This window comes from Bradyrhizobium sp. SZCCHNR1015 (assembly GCF_032489875.1).
Taxonomy (GTDB): Bacteria; Pseudomonadota; Alphaproteobacteria; order Rhizobiales; family Xanthobacteraceae; genus Bradyrhizobium.
Map to the genome: position 1 here is coordinate 193006 of NZ_JAUEYW010000013.1, position 16176 is coordinate 209181.

At 66.2% G+C, this 16176-nt stretch carries 15 protein-coding genes; 9 read left to right on the top strand and 6 right to left on the bottom strand.

What is annotated here, in order from left to right:
- Window positions 1-195 precede the first annotated feature (195 nt).
- The 6 genes from QX128_RS22770 to QX128_RS22795 all read left to right on the top strand — a co-directional run bounded on the left by QX128_RS22770 (window position 196) and on the right by QX128_RS22795 (window position 5432).
- The gene (locus QX128_RS22770) at window positions 196-1101 is read left to right on the top strand and encodes an alpha/beta hydrolase family protein (RefSeq protein ID WP_316238580.1); all 906 of its coding nucleotides are present in this window, start codon (window positions 196-198) and stop codon (window positions 1099-1101) included.
- Between the two features lie 9 nt (window positions 1102-1110).
- Window positions 1111-1578, top strand: a complete 468-nt coding sequence (locus QX128_RS22775; RefSeq protein ID WP_316180188.1) for a DUF2269 domain-containing protein — start codon at window positions 1111-1113, stop codon at window positions 1576-1578.
- Window positions 1579-1588: 10 nt separating this feature from the next.
- The gene (locus QX128_RS22780; RefSeq protein ID WP_316238581.1) at window positions 1589-2917 is read left to right on the top strand and encodes an SDR family oxidoreductase; all 1329 of its coding nucleotides are present in this window, start codon (window positions 1589-1591) and stop codon (window positions 2915-2917) included.
- Window positions 2917-3327: a thiol-disulfide oxidoreductase DCC family protein gene (locus QX128_RS22785; protein WP_316238582.1), complete on the top strand. Its 411-nt coding sequence runs from the start codon at window positions 2917-2919 to the stop codon at window positions 3325-3327. Before QX128_RS22780 ends, QX128_RS22785 begins: the two co-directional genes overlap by 1 nt.
- A 133-nt stretch (window positions 3328-3460) precedes the next feature.
- Window positions 3461-4522, top strand: a complete 1062-nt coding sequence (locus QX128_RS22790; RefSeq protein WP_410051952.1) for a YeiH family protein — start codon at window positions 3461-3463, stop codon at window positions 4520-4522.
- Between the two features lie 7 nt (window positions 4523-4529).
- Window positions 4530-5432: a LysR family transcriptional regulator gene (locus QX128_RS22795; RefSeq protein ID WP_316238583.1), complete on the top strand. Its 903-nt coding sequence runs from the start codon at window positions 4530-4532 to the stop codon at window positions 5430-5432.
- A 142-nt stretch (window positions 5433-5574) separates the two neighbouring features.
- Here QX128_RS22795 and QX128_RS22800 read toward each other — a convergent pair whose 3' ends face one another.
- The 3 genes from QX128_RS22800 to QX128_RS22810 form a co-directional block, all read right to left on the bottom strand.
- Window positions 5575-6819, bottom strand: coding sequence for an NAD(P)/FAD-dependent oxidoreductase (locus QX128_RS22800; RefSeq protein WP_316215453.1), 1245 nt, complete (start codon window positions 6817-6819; stop codon window positions 5575-5577).
- Window positions 6820-6985: 166 nt separating this feature from the next.
- Window positions 6986-8812: a translational GTPase TypA gene (typA, locus tag QX128_RS22805; RefSeq protein ID WP_315800830.1), complete on the bottom strand. Its 1827-nt coding sequence runs from the start codon at window positions 8810-8812 to the stop codon at window positions 6986-6988.
- A 360-nt stretch (window positions 8813-9172) separates the two neighbouring features.
- Complete coding sequence (locus QX128_RS22810; RefSeq protein ID WP_316238584.1) at window positions 9173-9934, bottom strand: Crp/Fnr family transcriptional regulator; 762 nt, start codon at window positions 9932-9934, stop codon at window positions 9173-9175.
- A 168-nt stretch (window positions 9935-10102) separates the two neighbouring features.
- Between QX128_RS22810 and QX128_RS22815 the strand changes: the two genes are divergently transcribed.
- Window positions 10103-10477 (top strand): response regulator, encoded by a 375-nt coding sequence (locus QX128_RS22815; protein WP_315800832.1) that lies wholly within the window; start codon window positions 10103-10105, stop codon window positions 10475-10477.
- A 45-nt stretch (window positions 10478-10522) separates the two neighbouring features.
- Here the strand turns inward: QX128_RS22815 and QX128_RS22820 are convergent, their stop codons facing one another.
- Window positions 10523-12094, bottom strand: a complete 1572-nt coding sequence (locus QX128_RS22820; protein ID WP_316180181.1) for an alkaline phosphatase D family protein — start codon at window positions 12092-12094, stop codon at window positions 10523-10525.
- Window positions 12095-12233: 139 nt separating this feature from the next.
- The gene (locus QX128_RS22825) at window positions 12234-13580 is read right to left on the bottom strand and encodes a TAXI family TRAP transporter solute-binding subunit (protein WP_316180179.1); all 1347 of its coding nucleotides are present in this window, start codon (window positions 13578-13580) and stop codon (window positions 12234-12236) included.
- Window positions 13581-13929: 349 nt separating this feature from the next.
- Here QX128_RS22825 and QX128_RS22830 point away from each other — a divergent pair, with 349 nt between their 5' ends.
- The gene (locus QX128_RS22830; RefSeq protein ID WP_315800835.1) at window positions 13930-14232 is read left to right on the top strand and encodes a 4a-hydroxytetrahydrobiopterin dehydratase; all 303 of its coding nucleotides are present in this window, start codon (window positions 13930-13932) and stop codon (window positions 14230-14232) included.
- Window positions 14233-14337: 105 nt separating this feature from the next.
- Window positions 14338-14751, top strand: a complete 414-nt coding sequence (locus tag QX128_RS22835) for a YkvA family protein (RefSeq protein ID WP_315800836.1) — start codon at window positions 14338-14340, stop codon at window positions 14749-14751.
- 120 nt (window positions 14752-14871) lie between these two features.
- Here the strand turns inward: QX128_RS22835 and QX128_RS22840 are convergent, their stop codons facing one another.
- Window positions 14872-16047: a TAXI family TRAP transporter solute-binding subunit gene (locus QX128_RS22840; RefSeq protein WP_315800837.1), complete on the bottom strand. Its 1176-nt coding sequence runs from the start codon at window positions 16045-16047 to the stop codon at window positions 14872-14874.
- Window positions 16048-16176 lie beyond the last annotated feature (129 nt).

The following is a 16176-nucleotide window of genomic DNA, read 5'->3' on the forward strand; positions in this document are numbered from 1 at the left end:
TAAAGATCGGTTAACCTGTGGACTTTCGGCATCACCGTGGCGGAAAGCTGTGCCGAAAAGGGACAATTTCGCAACATTGTTGAGGGTCGGCGGTGCCCTGTCACCGCGCGTTCATACGTCGAACGAGAAATCGCATCCGACGGGCCGCGGCCTCGGCTAGTGTGGCGCGGGCTCAACATCTTCCCGTTCGGCTGAATGGTGCTGCTTCGCTGCGTCTCATGGTTGCTCGCGCTGGTCGTCCTGTCAGTAGCAGCCGGCGCAACGGCACAGCCGTTCGGTCCCGCGTCGCCCGAAACCGAGCCGGCGCGCCGGCAGCAATGGCTGATTCCGTCGATCGAGCCAGAAATTCCCGCGCATGCGATCCTCTATCGGCCTGCTGGCGATGGACCGTTTCCGCTGGCGGTGATCGCGCATGCCTCGACGCAGAATCCGCTGTGGCGGGCACAGCTGCCGCAGCCCACCTACACGGCGCTGGCGCGTCTCCTGGTCGGCCGGGGCTATGCCGTGCTGGTCCCGGAGCGGCTCGGGCACGGCCGCACCGGCGGTCCCTATGTCGAAGACCAGGGCGGCTGCGCCGACGCGGACTACGAGAAGGCAGGACGCGCGACGGCGGCGCAGATTTCGCGCGCGCTCGCCTACATGCGCGAGCAGCCGTTCGCGGCGAAGGGCGGCGCCGTCGTCATCGGCCATTCGGCCGGCGGCTGGGGCGCACTGGCACTCGCCGATCAGCCGCCGCAGATCGTCTCGGCAATCATCGTGTTCGCACCCGGCCGTGGCGGCCATGCCGACGACGTGCCAGGGCGCGTCTGTGCAGAGGCGCGCCTGCTCGATACGGCCCGCGTGTTCGGACTCGGCGCGCGTGCTCCGGTCACGTGGCTGGTTGCGACCAATGACAGCTACTTTCCACCAGCGCTTTCGCGTCGGCTCGCGGAGGCCTTCAATTCGGCCGGAGGCCGGGCGGGCTTCAAGCTGTTGCCAGCTTCCGGCGCGGAGGGGCATTGGATGATCGAGCACGACGACGGCGTGGCACTGGCGGCGAATTTTTTGTTGAAGGCGCTGACAACGACTCGTCGGTCGACGCATCCGATGCCGCCGAACTAGCAGGACACGATGACGCTGTATTTCCTGGTCAAATATCTCCACGTGCTCGGCGCCATCGTCATTCTCGGCACCGGCACGGGGATCGCATTCTTCATGCTGATGGCGCATCTCAGCGGCGAGGCCGCGTTCATCGCGCGCACCGCCGGCGTCGTGGTGATCGCCGACATGCTGTTCACGCTGTCGGCCGTGCTGCTGCAGCCGATCACCGGCGGCACGCTGATGTGGCTGTCGTCGACGGCCGTCACCGACGGCTGGCTGCTCACCTCGCTCGCGCTCTACGCCGTTGCCGGCCTGTTCTGGGTGCCGGTGATCTTCATGCAGATCGAGCTGCGCGACCTGGCGCGCCTCGCGGACATCGGCGCCGAGAAGCTGCCGCCGCGCTATTTCATCGTCTTCCGCCGCTGGTTCCTGTGTGGCATCCCCGGTTTCGGCGCGGTCATGGCCATCCTGTGGCTGATGATCGCAAAGCCGTTCTGAGGACAGGCGCATGATCCGTTCGGTCAACTCCCGCATCCTCGTGCTCGGCGCCTCCGGCCTGATCGGACGCTTCATCACCGACGATCTGCGCCAGCGTGGCTGTACGACGGTCGGTGTCGCGCGCGCGTTCTCGCCCTCGCAACGCGCGTCGCCGTTCGACATCGAGCTGCCGATCATGGCGCTCGATGCGCCGGCCTTGGCGAGCCTGATCCGCGCTCACGAGATCGACGTCGTCGTCAATTGCCTCGGCGTGCTGCAGGATGGTCCGGGGAGCGATACCGCTGCCGTGCATCGCGACTTCGTCGCGCGCCTGCTCGCGGCGATCACGGCCTGCGGCCGTCGCGTGCGCTTCATCCACATCTCGATCCCCGGCATGGCCGACGAGGATCACACCGCCTTCGCCACCACCAAGCGCGAGGCGGAGCGGCTGATTGCATCCTCAGGCATTGCCCACGCCATCCTGCGCCCGGGCTTCGTGATCGCACCGCCGGCCTATGGCGGCAGCGCGATGGTCCGCGCGCTGGCAGCGCTGCCGGTCGACCTGCCGGCGAAGGATGCGGCGACGCCGTTCCAGCCGGTGGCGGTGGCGGACATCGCCACGACCATCGCCTGGCTCGCGATGCAGCCGACCGATGACGAGGCGACGCGCGCGGTGAGCTGGGACCTGATGCAGCCGGAGGCGGTGACGCTCGGCGACGTCATCGGCGCGTTTCGTCGCAGTTTCGGCACGATGGATTGGCCACGCGTTGCCGTGCCTGCGACCCTGATCAATCTCGGCGCTTTCGCCGGTGACCTCTGCAGCCGGCTCGGCTGGATGCCGCCGATGCGCACCACCGCGATCGCCGAGCTTCGCCGCGGGGTGCAAGGCGGTCCCGCACCGTGGATCGCGGCAACCGGCATCACACCCGCGACGCTGGACCGCGCCGTCGGCGCGCATGGCGCCACCATTCAGGACAAATGGTTCGCGCGGCTGTTCCTGATCAAGGCGCTGATCATCGCGAGCCTCGTGCTGTTCTGGGTCGCATCGGGGTCGATTGCGCTGTTCATCTCGTTTCCCGCGACCACGGCGATCCTAACCACGCGCGGCTGGCCCGACTGGTTCGCCGTTCCGTTCGCGGCGATCACCAGCATGATGGACATCTCGGTCGGCGTGTTGATCGCGTTCCGCAAAACGGCGACTTTCGGCCTCGCTACCGGCATCTTCGTCTCGCTCGGCTACATGGCGGGCTGCGCGGTGCTGACGCCTGATCTCTGGCTCGAACCGCTCGGCGCATTGGTGAAGACGGGACCGGCGATCGTGCTGATGCTGGTCGCGCTGCTCATGATGGACAATCGCTGATGACCAACTGGCCCGACGACGACGTGATTCTCTACGACGGCGTCTGTGTGTTCTGCTCCCGCTGGGTGCAGTTCGTGATCGCGCGCGACGCCGCCAAGCGCTTCCGGTTCACGCCGATCCAGTCGCCATACGGCACCCGGCTGGCGCAGGCCTTCGGCATCGATCCCCGGGATCCCGACACCAACGCCGTCGTGCATGGCGGCACGGCGCATTTGAAATCCGATGCTGCGCTGACCGTCTTGTCGAACCTGCCGGGCTGGAGCTGGACGCGCGCGCTGCTCGCCATTCCGAAGCCGCTGCGCGATGCGGTCTACAGCGTGGTCGCGCGCAACCGCTACCACATCTTCGGTAAATACGAATCCTGCTTCGTGCCAGATGCCGAGCTGCGCAATCGGGTGCTGGAGTCGTGATCGGGTCGGCGGAGAGATGCGGCAGCGAGCCAATTAATCGATTGAAACGAATGATACATACAATATAATCTGTTGGATCGATTGATAACAGCATGAAATTCTTCTCCCCAGACTTGGTTTGGGAGAGATTTCCATGACTGCCCCTTCGCATGATCTGATCGCCGATGCGCCCATTGCCGTTCATCATCGACCTGCGCACGCGCCGGCGGCATCGGCGCTGCTGCCCGGGCTCGCGCTGTCAGCCGCGCTCGCGGCCGGCGCCTTCGGGCTGCGGCTGCTGCCGGGCCTCGGCCTGTTCAGCCCGATGATCCTGGCGATCGTGGCAGGGATGGCGCTGCACAACGTGGTCGGCACCCCGGCGCGGGCAAAGCCCGGCGTCGCCTTCTCGATGCGCCGCGTCCTGCGGCTGGCGATCATCCTGCTCGGCCTGCAGCTGACGGCGGCCCAGATCGTCGAGGTCGGCGCGCGGGGTCTCGCCGTGATCGCCCTGAGCCTCACCGGCACCTTCCTGTTCACGGTGTGGATGGGACGGCTGCTCGGCGTCAACCGCAAGCTGGCGGAGCTGATCGCCGCGGGGACCTCGATCTGCGGCGCGTCCGCCGTGATCGCGACCAACACGGTCACGCGCGCCCATGACGAGGACGTCGCCTATGCGGTGGCCTGCGTCACGGTGTTCGGCTCGATCGCGATGTTCATCTATCCGCTGCTTCCGGCGCTGCTGCATCTCGACGCGCACGCCTTCGGCCTGTGGAGTGGCGCCTCCATTCACGAGATCGCCCAGGTGGTCGCGGCCGCGTTTCAGCAGGGCCAGCAGGCCGGCGAGTTCGGCACCATCGCCAAGCTGGCCCGCGTGATGCTGCTGGCGCCGGTCGTGCTCACGCTCGGCCTGCTGGCAACGCGGCGTGTGCGCCATGGCGGCGAGACCCGGGGCAATGCGCAGCCGCCACTGCCCTGGTTCGTGTTCGGCTTCATCGCGCTGGTCGGCCTCAACAGCGTGATCAGCATTCCCGCCGAGATGAAGACGGTGATCGTGACGGCGACCACATTCCTGCTGTCGATGGCGCTGGCCGCGATGGGACTGGAAACCGATTTCGCCAAGCTCAAGGCAAAGGGCCTGCGGCCGCTGGCGCTGGGCCTGCTCGCCTTCCTGTTCATTGCAGGCTTCAGCCTGGCTCTGGTGAAGCTGACCACATAGGACGCATGTGACGCTCGAACAGCTCAGGATTTTCGTTGCGGTCGCGACCCGCGAGCACGTCACCCAGGCGGCCCGCGACCTCAATCTGACCCAGTCGGCGACATCGGCGGCCGTGGCCGCGCTCGAAGCCCGCTACGAGACCAAGCTGTTCGATCGTGTCGGACGCCGCATCGTGCTCACGGCGACCGGGAAGGCGTTTCTCGTCGAAGCAAAGGCGGTGCTGGCGCGCGCGGCCGCAGCCGAGACCGTGCTGAACGATCTCGCCGGCCTGAAGCGGGGGCAGCTGGCGCTGGCCGCGAGCCAGACCATCGCCGGCTATTGGCTGCCGGCCTTCATTCACCGTTTCAAGACGGCGCATCCCGCCATCAAGCTGCAACTGTCGATCGGCAATACGGAGCAGGTGGCGGACCGGGTGCGCGAAGGCTCCGCCGATCTCGGCTTCGTCGAGGGCGACGTCGACGATCCCGCGCTCGCGGCCCAGCCGGTCGCCGAGGACGAAATGGTGCTGGTCGGGCCGATCGATCATCCCCTGTGCCGCGGCGCGTCTGTCACAACCAGAGACCTGAAGACGGCACGCTGGGTGCTGCGCGAGCAGGGCTCCGGCACGCGCGCCGTGCTCGAATCAGCGCTCGGCGGGTTCGGGATCGCGCCAGCCGAGCTCGACGTGGCGTTCGATCTGCCGTCCAACGAAGCCGTGCGCGGCGCCGTCGAAGCCGGCGCCGGCGTCACGGTGCTGTCGCGCCTCGTCGTGATGCGCGCGGTCAAGGCGGGCCTGCTTGCTGTCGCCAATATCGAACTGCCCAAGCGCCGCTTCTACAGCCTGCGCCACAAGGAGCACCATCAGACCCAGGCTGCGCGGGAGTTCCTGCGAATCGCAGGGGAGACCGCGGCTGTCGACACTCATCGGTGACGGCTGAACCGCGAAAATCACAGAGAGAATCGAATCTGGATCAACGAATTCCGTCATCGCGAGCGCAGCGAAGCGATCCAGAACTGCGACCACCTGCGTGACCCTGGATTGCTTCGCTGCGCTCGCAATGACGAAGGAAGGACTAGGGCTTACGTAACGATGCCAACGCTTCCCGCGCCGCCCGCTCGCCCGAGTCTCGCGCGCCATGGGCGGTGGAGAAGAAGTCCGATGGCGTCGCTTCCCCAGCGAAGAACAGGCGGTCATCGACCGGCGCGGCGAGCACCGCGCGCTTGTCGGCATGGCCCGGCAGCGCATGCGAATAGGCGCCGCGCGCGAACGGATCGGCACCCCAGCGCGACTCGGCGAGCGGCTTGAGACTTTTGCGGATGTCGCCGCCGAGCAGCGCGACGACGTCATCGATCGCCTGGGCCGCGAGCGCGCCCTCGCCGGCCGCTTCGATGTCGCGGGCGAAGCTGCCGCCGTAGAAGCCTTCGATGCAAGGCTGGCCGAACGGGCGCAGCTGGAAGCTGCCGACCCGCGCGGTGCTGCTGCGGCCGCGCATCCCGGAATCTTTTGGCAGGTGCTCCCAGCCGTCGAGCGCCAGCGTCACCTTGTTGTCGAGGCCGAGCGGCAGACCGGCGGCGGCTTCGACCTTGGCCGGCAATCCGGGCGTAAAGCGGATCGCCTCGTCCGCGATGAGATTGGTCGGCACGGTGACGATCACCTTGTCGGCGGTCAGCGTGCCCTGTGATGTCGTCAGACGGATAGGCTTGTCGCTGTGATCGATCCGCGTGACGTCGCAGTTCAGCGCGATTGGCAGGCCGGCACCGTAGGCGGCAACCAGCGCGCCATAGCCGCGGCGGATCCGCCAGTTCAGCTCGGTGTCCTCATAGGCCTCGAAGTCGAGCAGCGACATCTGCTCGAGCTCGCAGCCGTTGAGATAGGTGCAGATCGCATCGATCATGCCGTTCCAGCGATTGCCGGGCTCGAGGCAGATGCTCGCAGGCGCATCGCGGCCGCTCTTGGCGGCATCTGCCGTGCGGGTGAAGAACGACTCCAGCGCGCCAAGGAAATCCTCGCGCTCAGGCTGCGGGAATGCCGCGTCATAGGCCTGGTCGCGCCACGGCGGACGTGACTTGTCGATGGCGAAAGCGAGCTTCTCGGCGATGGCGACGAACGAATTGCGATCGGCCGAATGCAGCCAGCCGCAGCCGAGATCGAAGGTCACCTCGGGCGAGGCCATGATGGTGTGGGCTCGCCCGCCGATGCGGTCGCGCGCCTCCAGCACGATGAAGGAGACGCCCGCGTTCTTCAGTGCGTGCGCGGCGCCGAGGCCGGCCGCGCCGGCCCCGATGATGGCGATGTCGGTGGAGAGTGGAAAGGACATTGGCTCATCCAACTCCGTCGTCATGCCCGGGCTTGACCCGCCCGCGCGGCCGAAGCCGCTTCGGCGCGGCGAAGGCCCGGGCATCCACGCCGTCGCTTCCACGGCGCCAGACCGTGGATGGCCGGGTCAAGCCCGGCCATGACGAAGGAAAGAGCAAAGGCTGGCCTTACGCCACCGCTTCCTTCTGCTTCTCCGCGCGCTTGCGCTCGTTCGGGTCGAGGTGCTTCTTGCGCAGGCGGATCGACTTCGGCGTGATCTCCACCAACTCGTCGTCCTCGATATAGGCCAGCGCCTTTTCCAGCGTCATCCGGATCGGCGGAGTCAGACGGACGGCCTCATCCTTCGAGGTGGTGCGGATGTTGGTGAGCTGCTTGCCCTTGAGGACGTTGATCTCGAGATCGTTGTCACGGGTGTGCTCGCCGACGATCATGCCCTTGTAGACCTTCCAGCCCGGCTCGATCATCATCGGGCCGCGGTCCTCCAGCTTGAACATCGCGTAGGCCACGGCCTCGCCCTGGTCGTTCGAGATCAGGACGCCGTTGCGGCGACCCTGGATCGCACCCTTGTAGGGCAGGTAGTTGTGGAACAGGCGGTTCATGATCGCCGTGCCCTTGGTGTCGGTCATCAGCTCACCCTGATAGCCGATCAGGCCGCGGGTCGGCGCGTAGAACACCAGCCGCAGACGGTTGCCGCCGGACGGCCGCATCTCGATCAGCTCGGCCTTGCGCTCGCTCATCTTCTGCACGACGACGCCGGAATGCTCCTCGTCGACGTCGATCACGACTTCCTCGATGGGCTCCAGGGTCTGGCCGGTGGCCGGGTCCTTCTCGAACACGACGCGCGGACGGGACACGGAGAGCTCGAAGCCTTCGCGGCGCATGGTCTCGATCAGGATCGCGAGTTGCAATTCGCCGCGGCCGGACACTTCCATCGCGTCCTTGTCCTGCGATTCCACCACACGCAGCGCGACATTGCCCTCGGCCTCGCGCAGCAGGCGGTCGCGGATCAGGCGGCTGGTGACCTTGTCGCCTTCGGTGCCGGCGAGCGGCGAATTGTTGACGATGAACGACATCGACACGGTCGGCGGATCGATCGGCTGCGCCTGCAGCGGGCTCTCGACGACCGGATCGCAGAACGTATCGGCCACGGTGCCCTTGGTGAGGCCCGCGATGGCGACGATGTCGCCGGCTTCGGCGAAGTCCACCGGCTGGCGCTCGAGACCCCTGAACGCCAGGATCTTGGTGATGCGGCCGGTCTCGATCAGCTTGCCTTCACGCGACAGCACCTTGACCGCCTGGTTCGGCTTCACGGTTCCGGAGGCGATGCGGCCGGTGATGATGCGGCCGAGATAGGGGTTGGCCTCGAGAATGGTGCCGAGCAGCCGGAACGGGCCCTCTTCGACCACCGGCGGCGCCACATGCTTGATGACGAGATCGAACAGCGGCTGCATGCCGTCCTCGTGCGAGGCATCGGGCGAGGTGCCCATCCAGCCGTTCTTGCCCGACCCGTAGAGGATCGGAAAATCGAGCTGCTCGTCGGTGGCGTCGAGGGCGGCGAACAGGTCGAACACTTCGTTGACGACTTCGGTGATGCGCGCGTCGGGCCGGTCGACCTTGTTGATGGCGACGATCGGCTTCAGGCCGAGCTTGAGCGCCTTGCCGACCACGAACTTGGTCTGCGGCATCGGGCCTTCGGCGGCATCGACCAGCACGATCACGCCGTCGACCATCGACAGGATGCGCTCGACCTCGCCGCCGAAATCGGCGTGGCCGGGGGTGTCGACGATGTTGATCTGGGTATCCTTCCACTGCACCGAGGTGCACTTGGCCAGAATGGTGATGCCGCGCTCGCGCTCCAGATCGTTCGAATCCATCGCGCGCTCAACCTGACGCTGGTTTTCGCGATAGGTACCGGATTGCTGCAGCAGCTTGTCGACCAGGGTCGTCTTGCCGTGGTCAACGTGGGCGATGATAGCGATGTTACGGAGGTTCATGGTCGGTGTCTTCTAAGCTTTCTCAAGAGCCCGTGCTCTGTCCCCGGCGGGGCGCGCGCTTTATGATAGTCGAATCAAGCTGTTAGCTTTGCGACGCGCGCTCGCGAAACTCGTTCGGCGGCAGGGGCCGGCAGCCCCAAATAGGAAGCCCGGCCAATCGACCGGGCAGACCTCGCGCGTTGCGGCGCAATATAGGCAGAAAATGCCAAAAAACAATGACTGCTTTCAGGAGCGAGGAGCAGTTTCCGGGCGGCTGGCTAATGCCTCCGCCGCCACGCGCCTCCGGCCGCGCGGGAGAAAACGCTGACGGCCGACGCGGCCGCTGCGCCCATGCGCGGAAAGTCAATGGCGCCTGCGGGCTCAGCCCGCCTCGGCCTGCTCGGTCGGATAGACACCGCGCAGGACCTCCTCGAAATGGGTCTTCACGGCCTCGTTGCACAGGCAGGAACGGCGCTTCAGCGCGTCGAAGTCCCGCACCATGAAGGCGCCGCGGCGGGTTTCGAGAATGCCCTCGGCCCTGAAGGTCTGGACAACCCGGCTGACGTAGCTGCGGCCGACGCCCAGCAGGGTGGCCAGTTGCTCATGCGTCAGCGGCACGATCGGCTCGCCATCGGTGCGGTCCATCGCGGCCACGATCCACTTCGCCGTGCGCTGCTCGATCGAATGGATCGCGTTGCAGGCGGTCGACTGGAACATCTGCGCCAGCATGCAATCGGCGTAGCGCGCGAACACGTGGCGCAGCGTCTTGGATTGCAGCTTGGCGGCCGCCAGGCGGGACAACGGCAGCCGGGCGAACGGGCCGCCGAACTTGACGACGATCCGCGTATAGGCGGGCAGGAAGCCCTCGCTGACGATCCCGCCGACGGCGCCCTCGCGGCCGACCAGGATGGTCTCGACGTCGCGACCGTCCTCATTGGGAACGAGATAGGACGTCAGCGCCGGCCCGCAGGGAAAATGCACGATCTGCACGTCGTCGCCCGGACTGTAGAGCAGCTCGTTCGGCGTTGCCGTGTCCTCGACCAGATTCGGCGAGATCAGCGCGTAGTCAGCCGGACTGAGCCGCCGCAGCAGGTTGTTGTAGGGCCGTTCCCGGCTCAGCGTGGTCACACCCTGGCTCAGCATCGTCATCCCCCGTGCGCAACGCATGTGCGTGATCCGTGCTCCTTGTGTTCACAAGTGCACCGACAGAGGAACTCTGATATGCTGCCTTGGTTCCAGGAACCCGCCAGCGCGCTCGAGAGGAGGCGCCGGCCGCGGGGTCCGTCCCTCCTCCTGGAACCCGCAGATCCCATGACCAGCTCGCAATCAGGCGTGCCCGAGTTCTATCAGCATGTGCTGGTCGTCGAAGACGACCCCATCATTGCGCTCGGATTGGAAGACACGATCACCGACCTCGGCGTTCCCGACATCAGGATCGCAGCCGACGTCGCCACCGCGCTCGCCATGATCGCCGAGCGTGTCCCGCAATTCGCACTCCTCGATGTCGGCCTGGTCCGCGAGAAGAGCTTTGCGATTGCCGAGCGGCTGGCGGCGCTCGGCATTCCCTTCGCATTCTCGACCGGTTATGGCGCCGACCGCGTGCCGGCCGCATTCGCCGACCGGCCGCGGCTGCCGAAGCCGTGCCCGACCGAGGCGCTGGAGGCCGTGCTGCGGCGACGCGATTAGTTGCCGTCGCAGCACGCGATCGTGTTGCCGCCGAGCAACAAGACCTCAGCCGAGCTTCGGATCGAGCGTGGTCGACCACAGCGCGACGTCGGCGCGATCCCGCAGGGTCACGGTCATCTGGCCCGTTGCGCCTTCGATCTTGACGTGGCCGAAGAACTGCATCCCGGCCGATGGCGGCAGGTTCTGCTTGTCGAGGCCGGGCGCCTTGATGAAGCGCACCTCGGGGCCGAAGGTGTTGTCGAGCTCGTTCGGACCGAACGTGCCGGCATGCAACGGACCGGAGACGAACTCCCAGAACGGCTCGAAGTCCTGGAACTGCGCCTTGTTCGGATCGTAATAATGCGCGGCCGCGTAGTGCACGTCCGCCGTCAGCCACACCGTGTTCTGGATCGGCGCCGTCTTGATGAAGCGCAGGATCTCGGCAATCTCGAGCTCGCGGCCGCGCGCCGGGCCGTCACCCTGGGCGATGGCTTCCGAGCCCTTCTTGTTGGCCGCGTCGTCATAGACGATGATGCTGAGCGGCATGTCGGAGGCGATCACCTTCCAGGTCGCGCGCGAATTGAGCAGCGCCTGCTTCAGCCAGCGCATCTGCTCCGGCCCGATGAAGTAGGACGCCGGGCCATATTTGTCCTCGAGATTGGGACCGTTGGCGCCGCGGTAGCTGCGCTCGTCGAGCACGAACACGTCGAGATGCGGACCGTAGTTGATGGTGCGATAGACGCGGCCCGGCTCGATGATGCTCTCGCGCATCGGATACATCTCGTGGAAGGCGCGCGCCGCGCGGGCCGCGAGCAGCTGGATGTTGCGCTCCTTGTAGCTCGCCGGCAGCTCCTTGGAAGCCGACCAGTTGTTGGTGACCTCATGATCGTCCCACTGCACGAAGATCGGCACCTCGGCATTGAAGGCGCGAACGTTCTCGTCGAGGAAATTGTATTTGTGGGCGGCTCGGAATTCGTCGAGCGTCTCGGCGACCTTGGCCTTCTCTTCCACGGTGAGGTTCTTCCACACCTTGTTGTCCGGCAGCTTTACCTCGGACTTGATCGGGCCGTCGGCATAGATGGTGTCGCCGGAATGCAGGAAGAAATCCGGGCGGTGCTTCTTCATCGTCGCAAAGGTGAACATGCCGCCATCATCGGGATTGATGCCCCAGCCCTGCCCCGCCACATCCCCGCCCCAGACGAACGAGACGTCGCGCTTGTTGCCGGGCGCGGTGCGGAAGCGGCCGGCCACGGCCTCGCTTTCGACCGCGGTATGCGACAGGTCGCGGAACTTGACGCGGTAGAAGATGTCCTGGCCGCTCGGCAGGCCTTCGATCAGCATCTTGGCCGTGAAGTCGCTCTCCGGAAGCGCGGCGATCGGTGGCAGCGCCCGCGCGTCCTTGAACGATTCGGTGGTCGCCACCTCGACCAGCATCTGCGACGGCCGATCGGCACGCGCCCAGACCACGCCGCCATCCATGCCGACGTCGCCGGACTGCACGCCATGCGTGATCTGCGGCCGGTCGGCGGCGCGGCTCAGATAGGGCATCGCCAGCGTCGTGACGCCGGCTGCGGCGGCCGTCGACAGGAAGCGGCGGCGGGACAGGGCTGTGTGCGGTCGAGGAATGCGAAGCGTCATGCGGATCTCCTGGTCGGATCGCGCGCGGGAGCAGGCGCGAGTCACGGCCCGGCAGACCTAGGAAAGATTGATGACGCTGGAATTACAATCGCGCCCCGGCCGCCGCGTGACACGGCCGCAGCGCAAGCGTGGTCCGACCTCAGGTGCCGGCGGCACGCAACTGCGCGCCGGTTCGCTGCAGATTGGCGGGCATGCTCATCAGGATGAGCTTGCGATCGGCCACCGCGTTGTGGAACTGCTCGAGCGCGATGTTGAACGCGGTCAACGCAGCGTGCTCGATCGCACCGTCCTCGAAGAAGGTCAGCGTGTTGCGCAGGATCTCGTCGGCCTCGCTCTGCAATTGGTCGAGCTCCTCGGTCGAATCGCTCCTGCGCGCGATGGTGATCATCTCCAGCAGACGATCGCGCAGCGAGGTGTTGATGGTGCGTTCGTCGCGCTTGAGATAGCCGGCGAACCACGCACCGGCCGAACCCATCGCCGAAAGCGCCATCAGGCTCCACCAGATGTAGTCGCTGTAGCGGTCGAGGAAGGTCTTCTCCTCGCCGTCGACGAACGCCGCCGCGCCGGGATGAGCGGGGATCGCCGCGTCCTTGTCGGTGTCCGGCGTCTCGATCTTGGCGGCAAGCGGAAATTCCGACAGCAATTGCTGGCGCACCGAGAACAGCTGATGCGTGAACGTCGAGACCGTCGAGTCGGTGAGGCCCTTGCGTGCCACGATGTGGTGATTGAAGCTGATCGTCTTCACTTCATCTTCGGGGCGATCGGGCGCCCCGCCGAACGCGCCGGCCGGAATCTCGGTGGCCTCGTATTCGGGATGGTTCTGTGCGATGGCTGCGGCGGAATCGATGGCCAGGAACGTCGGAGGCCCGCTTTCCTTTGTGGCGGCGGCGATCGCATCCGCCGTGATCTTGCTGTTGATGGGACCGGCCGCCAGATAGACATCGGCCCTCTGGCTTCGGACCGCTTCGGCGGCCTCGGTGATCGGGAATTGGACGATCTCGACCTTGCTGGGGTCGACGCCATATTGGCGCAGGATGACCTTCAGCAGGTTCGCGTTCGCCGGCGTCCGGCCGATGATGCCGACTTTGTGGCCCGCGAGCTGCGAGATCTTCGTGATCTTGGCGCCACCTTTGCGGCTCTTGCCCTTGCCGGACGAGGGCACCCAGAGGATGACGACGTTCTTGCGCAGCGTCGCCACCGCCTGTGCGTTCTTTGGGACCTCGAGGTCACCCCGCACGATCGCAAGATCCACCTTGGCGGCGGCCAGCGCCTGCGCGCTCTCGGCGGCGCCCTCGGTCGGAACCGGCCGCAGCCTGACGGAGGCGTGCGACTGGGAAAAGGCCTGGGTCAGGGCCTGGACGACCTTCAGGTCGTCGCTGTTGGGCGGACCGACCGCGATCTTGAGCACCACGGGACGCATCGCAAAATAGTAGGCACCCGTCAAAGCGCCGACGACCGCAAGGATCCCGGCGATGACGATGAACACGGCAGGGCGCATCCGTGAGCGCTGCGCTGGCGTGGTCTGAGCATCTACCAGATTCTGTCCTCCGGTGGTCCTGGGCCCGGGCGATGCCACAGGCGGCTTCGTCTGGCCACGTCGTCCCTCGATAGAGCTGAACTGTAGCAAATTTCTTGTCCGCCCGGGGTGACATCTGCGTCATGGTTACCATCGCACCAGCCACCGGGGGATCGGGACAGGTCCGAGCCCCTCCGGCAACGGCCTGTGACAAGGCTCTGATCGGGCGGACCCCGGCGCGATCCGGCTGGAGGTAGACCCCGCAATCGCCCGGATGTTGCCACGTGTCCGGTCGATTGCACCACGAGAGGAGATCGAGATGCCGCAACGATTGTCGGCGGAGGCACGCGCCACTGCCTTGCGGGAGCTTCCCGGCTGGTCCGAGGCGGTGGGCCGTGAGGCCATCGCCCGCACGTTCACATTCACAGACTTCAACGAAGCCTTCGGCTTCATGACCCGCGTCGCCCTGGTCGCCGAAAAGGCTGACCATCATCCCGAGTGGCGCAACGTCTACCGCACCGTCGAGGTGGTCCTCACGACCCATGACGCCGGCGGCGTGACCCTGCGCGACATCGAGCTCGCCAAGGCGATGAACGCGATCGCCGCGACGATGCGCGGCTGAGGCCTTGGCGACGACGGCACGCGCCTTGCGGCCGGCGTCGCCATCACCACATCCGAGGGCGAGGACCGCGCCCCCGGCGCCGTCTGGAACCGGAGATCGGACATCATGTCGGATGCGACCGACTACAGCGTTGGCTTCGAGCCCGCGGAGCGGCTGGCCCGGGATCGCGAGACCCTTCGCCGTCGTTTCTGGATCAAGTTCAAGAAGGTTGTCGCGCGGTTGCCATTCGCCGAGGAGCTGCTTGCGGCGTATTACTGCGCCTTCGACAAGGAGACACCCCGGCACGTACAGGTCGCCCTGCTCGGCGCCATCGCCTACTTCGTCGTGCCGTTCGACTTCATGCCTGACGTGCTGCCCATCCTCGGCTTCACCGACGACGCGGCGGTGCTCGCCACCGCCATCCGCATGGTCGCCTCGAACATCACGCCCGACCATCATGCCGCCGCCCGCGCCGTACTCGCGCGGCTGGCGGCAGACAAGAACGCTGACGTCGCGAAGGACGGCGAGACGATCGGCTGACGACGGCTCCGGCCGGGCAAGCCGGGCGCCCGCAGTCAGCGCCTCGGAAGGGCGCAAAAGCAAAAAGCCCCGCATCCGCGGGGCTTTTCTCTTGATGGGACGTCGTCGAACGCTCCGAGCTCAGCGCTGGCCGCGCGCCTGGGCGCGGGCGCTGCCGGTCTTCTCGGCCTCCCAGGCCTGGTACTGCTTGAACAGCGCCTCGCGGTCGGCCTGGCTGGGCATCGCCCTGCCGGCGCTGCTCTGCTTCAGGAAGTCGTCGAAGCGGTCGCGTTGCGCGCCTTCCATGGCATGGCTCTCCAGCCATTTGCTGGCGGACGGCAGCCGCTGCCAGCCGGCGAGCGGGGCCGACAGCGAAACCTCCTTCCACTTCGGATGGAACGGCGGATTCTGGAATGCCGGGAATTTGGTGAAGAAGGCGTCGACGAAGGTTGCGAGCTTGCGATAGCGGTCGGTGTTCGGCGCCCAATTGTAGGCGGCGAGCACGGCCGGCACCGCGATCGTGTCGACCTTCTCGCCCTCGGCGATCAGGTTCGGGTAGTCCTTCGCCGTCAGGGTCGCGGGCAGATAGTCGGTCTGCAGCGGTCGATCGTAATCGACGTTGACGAGATGGAAGCGGCCGTCGTTCACGAAGGTCGAGACCGACTTGTAGGGCTTGCCGCCGACCACGATGACGGCATCGAGCTCGCCGCGCTTCAGCTTCTCCATCGCGATGCGCTGCTCGATGTAGGCGAAGTTGGCGCGCAGGCCAAGCCGCTCGAACACCGTCAGCGCCGTGACGAAGGTGCCGCCATTCGGCAGGTCGACGCTGACGCGGCGGCCCTCGAGGTCACGCAGGTTGCGCACCGCGCGCGGCGCGATCACCTGCATCTCTTCATTGTAGAGCTTGGTGACGTAGGTGAACTGCCGCTTGATGTCCTTGGCGAAACCCTTGCGCTCGAGATAGTCGAGCGTATCGGCGCGGACGATGCCGAGATCGACGCCCTGCAGGAACAGAATGTCGGCCACGCTCTGCACCGAGCCGCGGCCGACGATCGGCAGGACGCGCAGATTGTTGCCGTCGTCGAGCAGCGAGGCCAGGTCGGCGCCGAACTGCACATAGGTGCCGCCGATCGTGCCGGTGATGAGCGTCACCGTGTTGGCGTTCAGCGCCTGCTTGGTCTGCACCGAGCCGAACTGGAAGATCGCCTTGAGGCTGTCGCTCACCTTGGCCGGGTCGAACTCGCCTTCCTCGGCGTGGGCAGCAAAACCGCACGCTATCATCATTGCGGCTAGGGCCGCTCCAACAAGACGTCGCATCTGTCCCCCTTGATGTAAGGCTGGCACATGGTTGCGAGCCGGACGCGGGCAGCGCCAAGTCTCGGCTGGCGTCGCCCCTGAACGGACCCGAAAATCATGCGTGAAACAAAAAAATGAAACGGGGCGGCA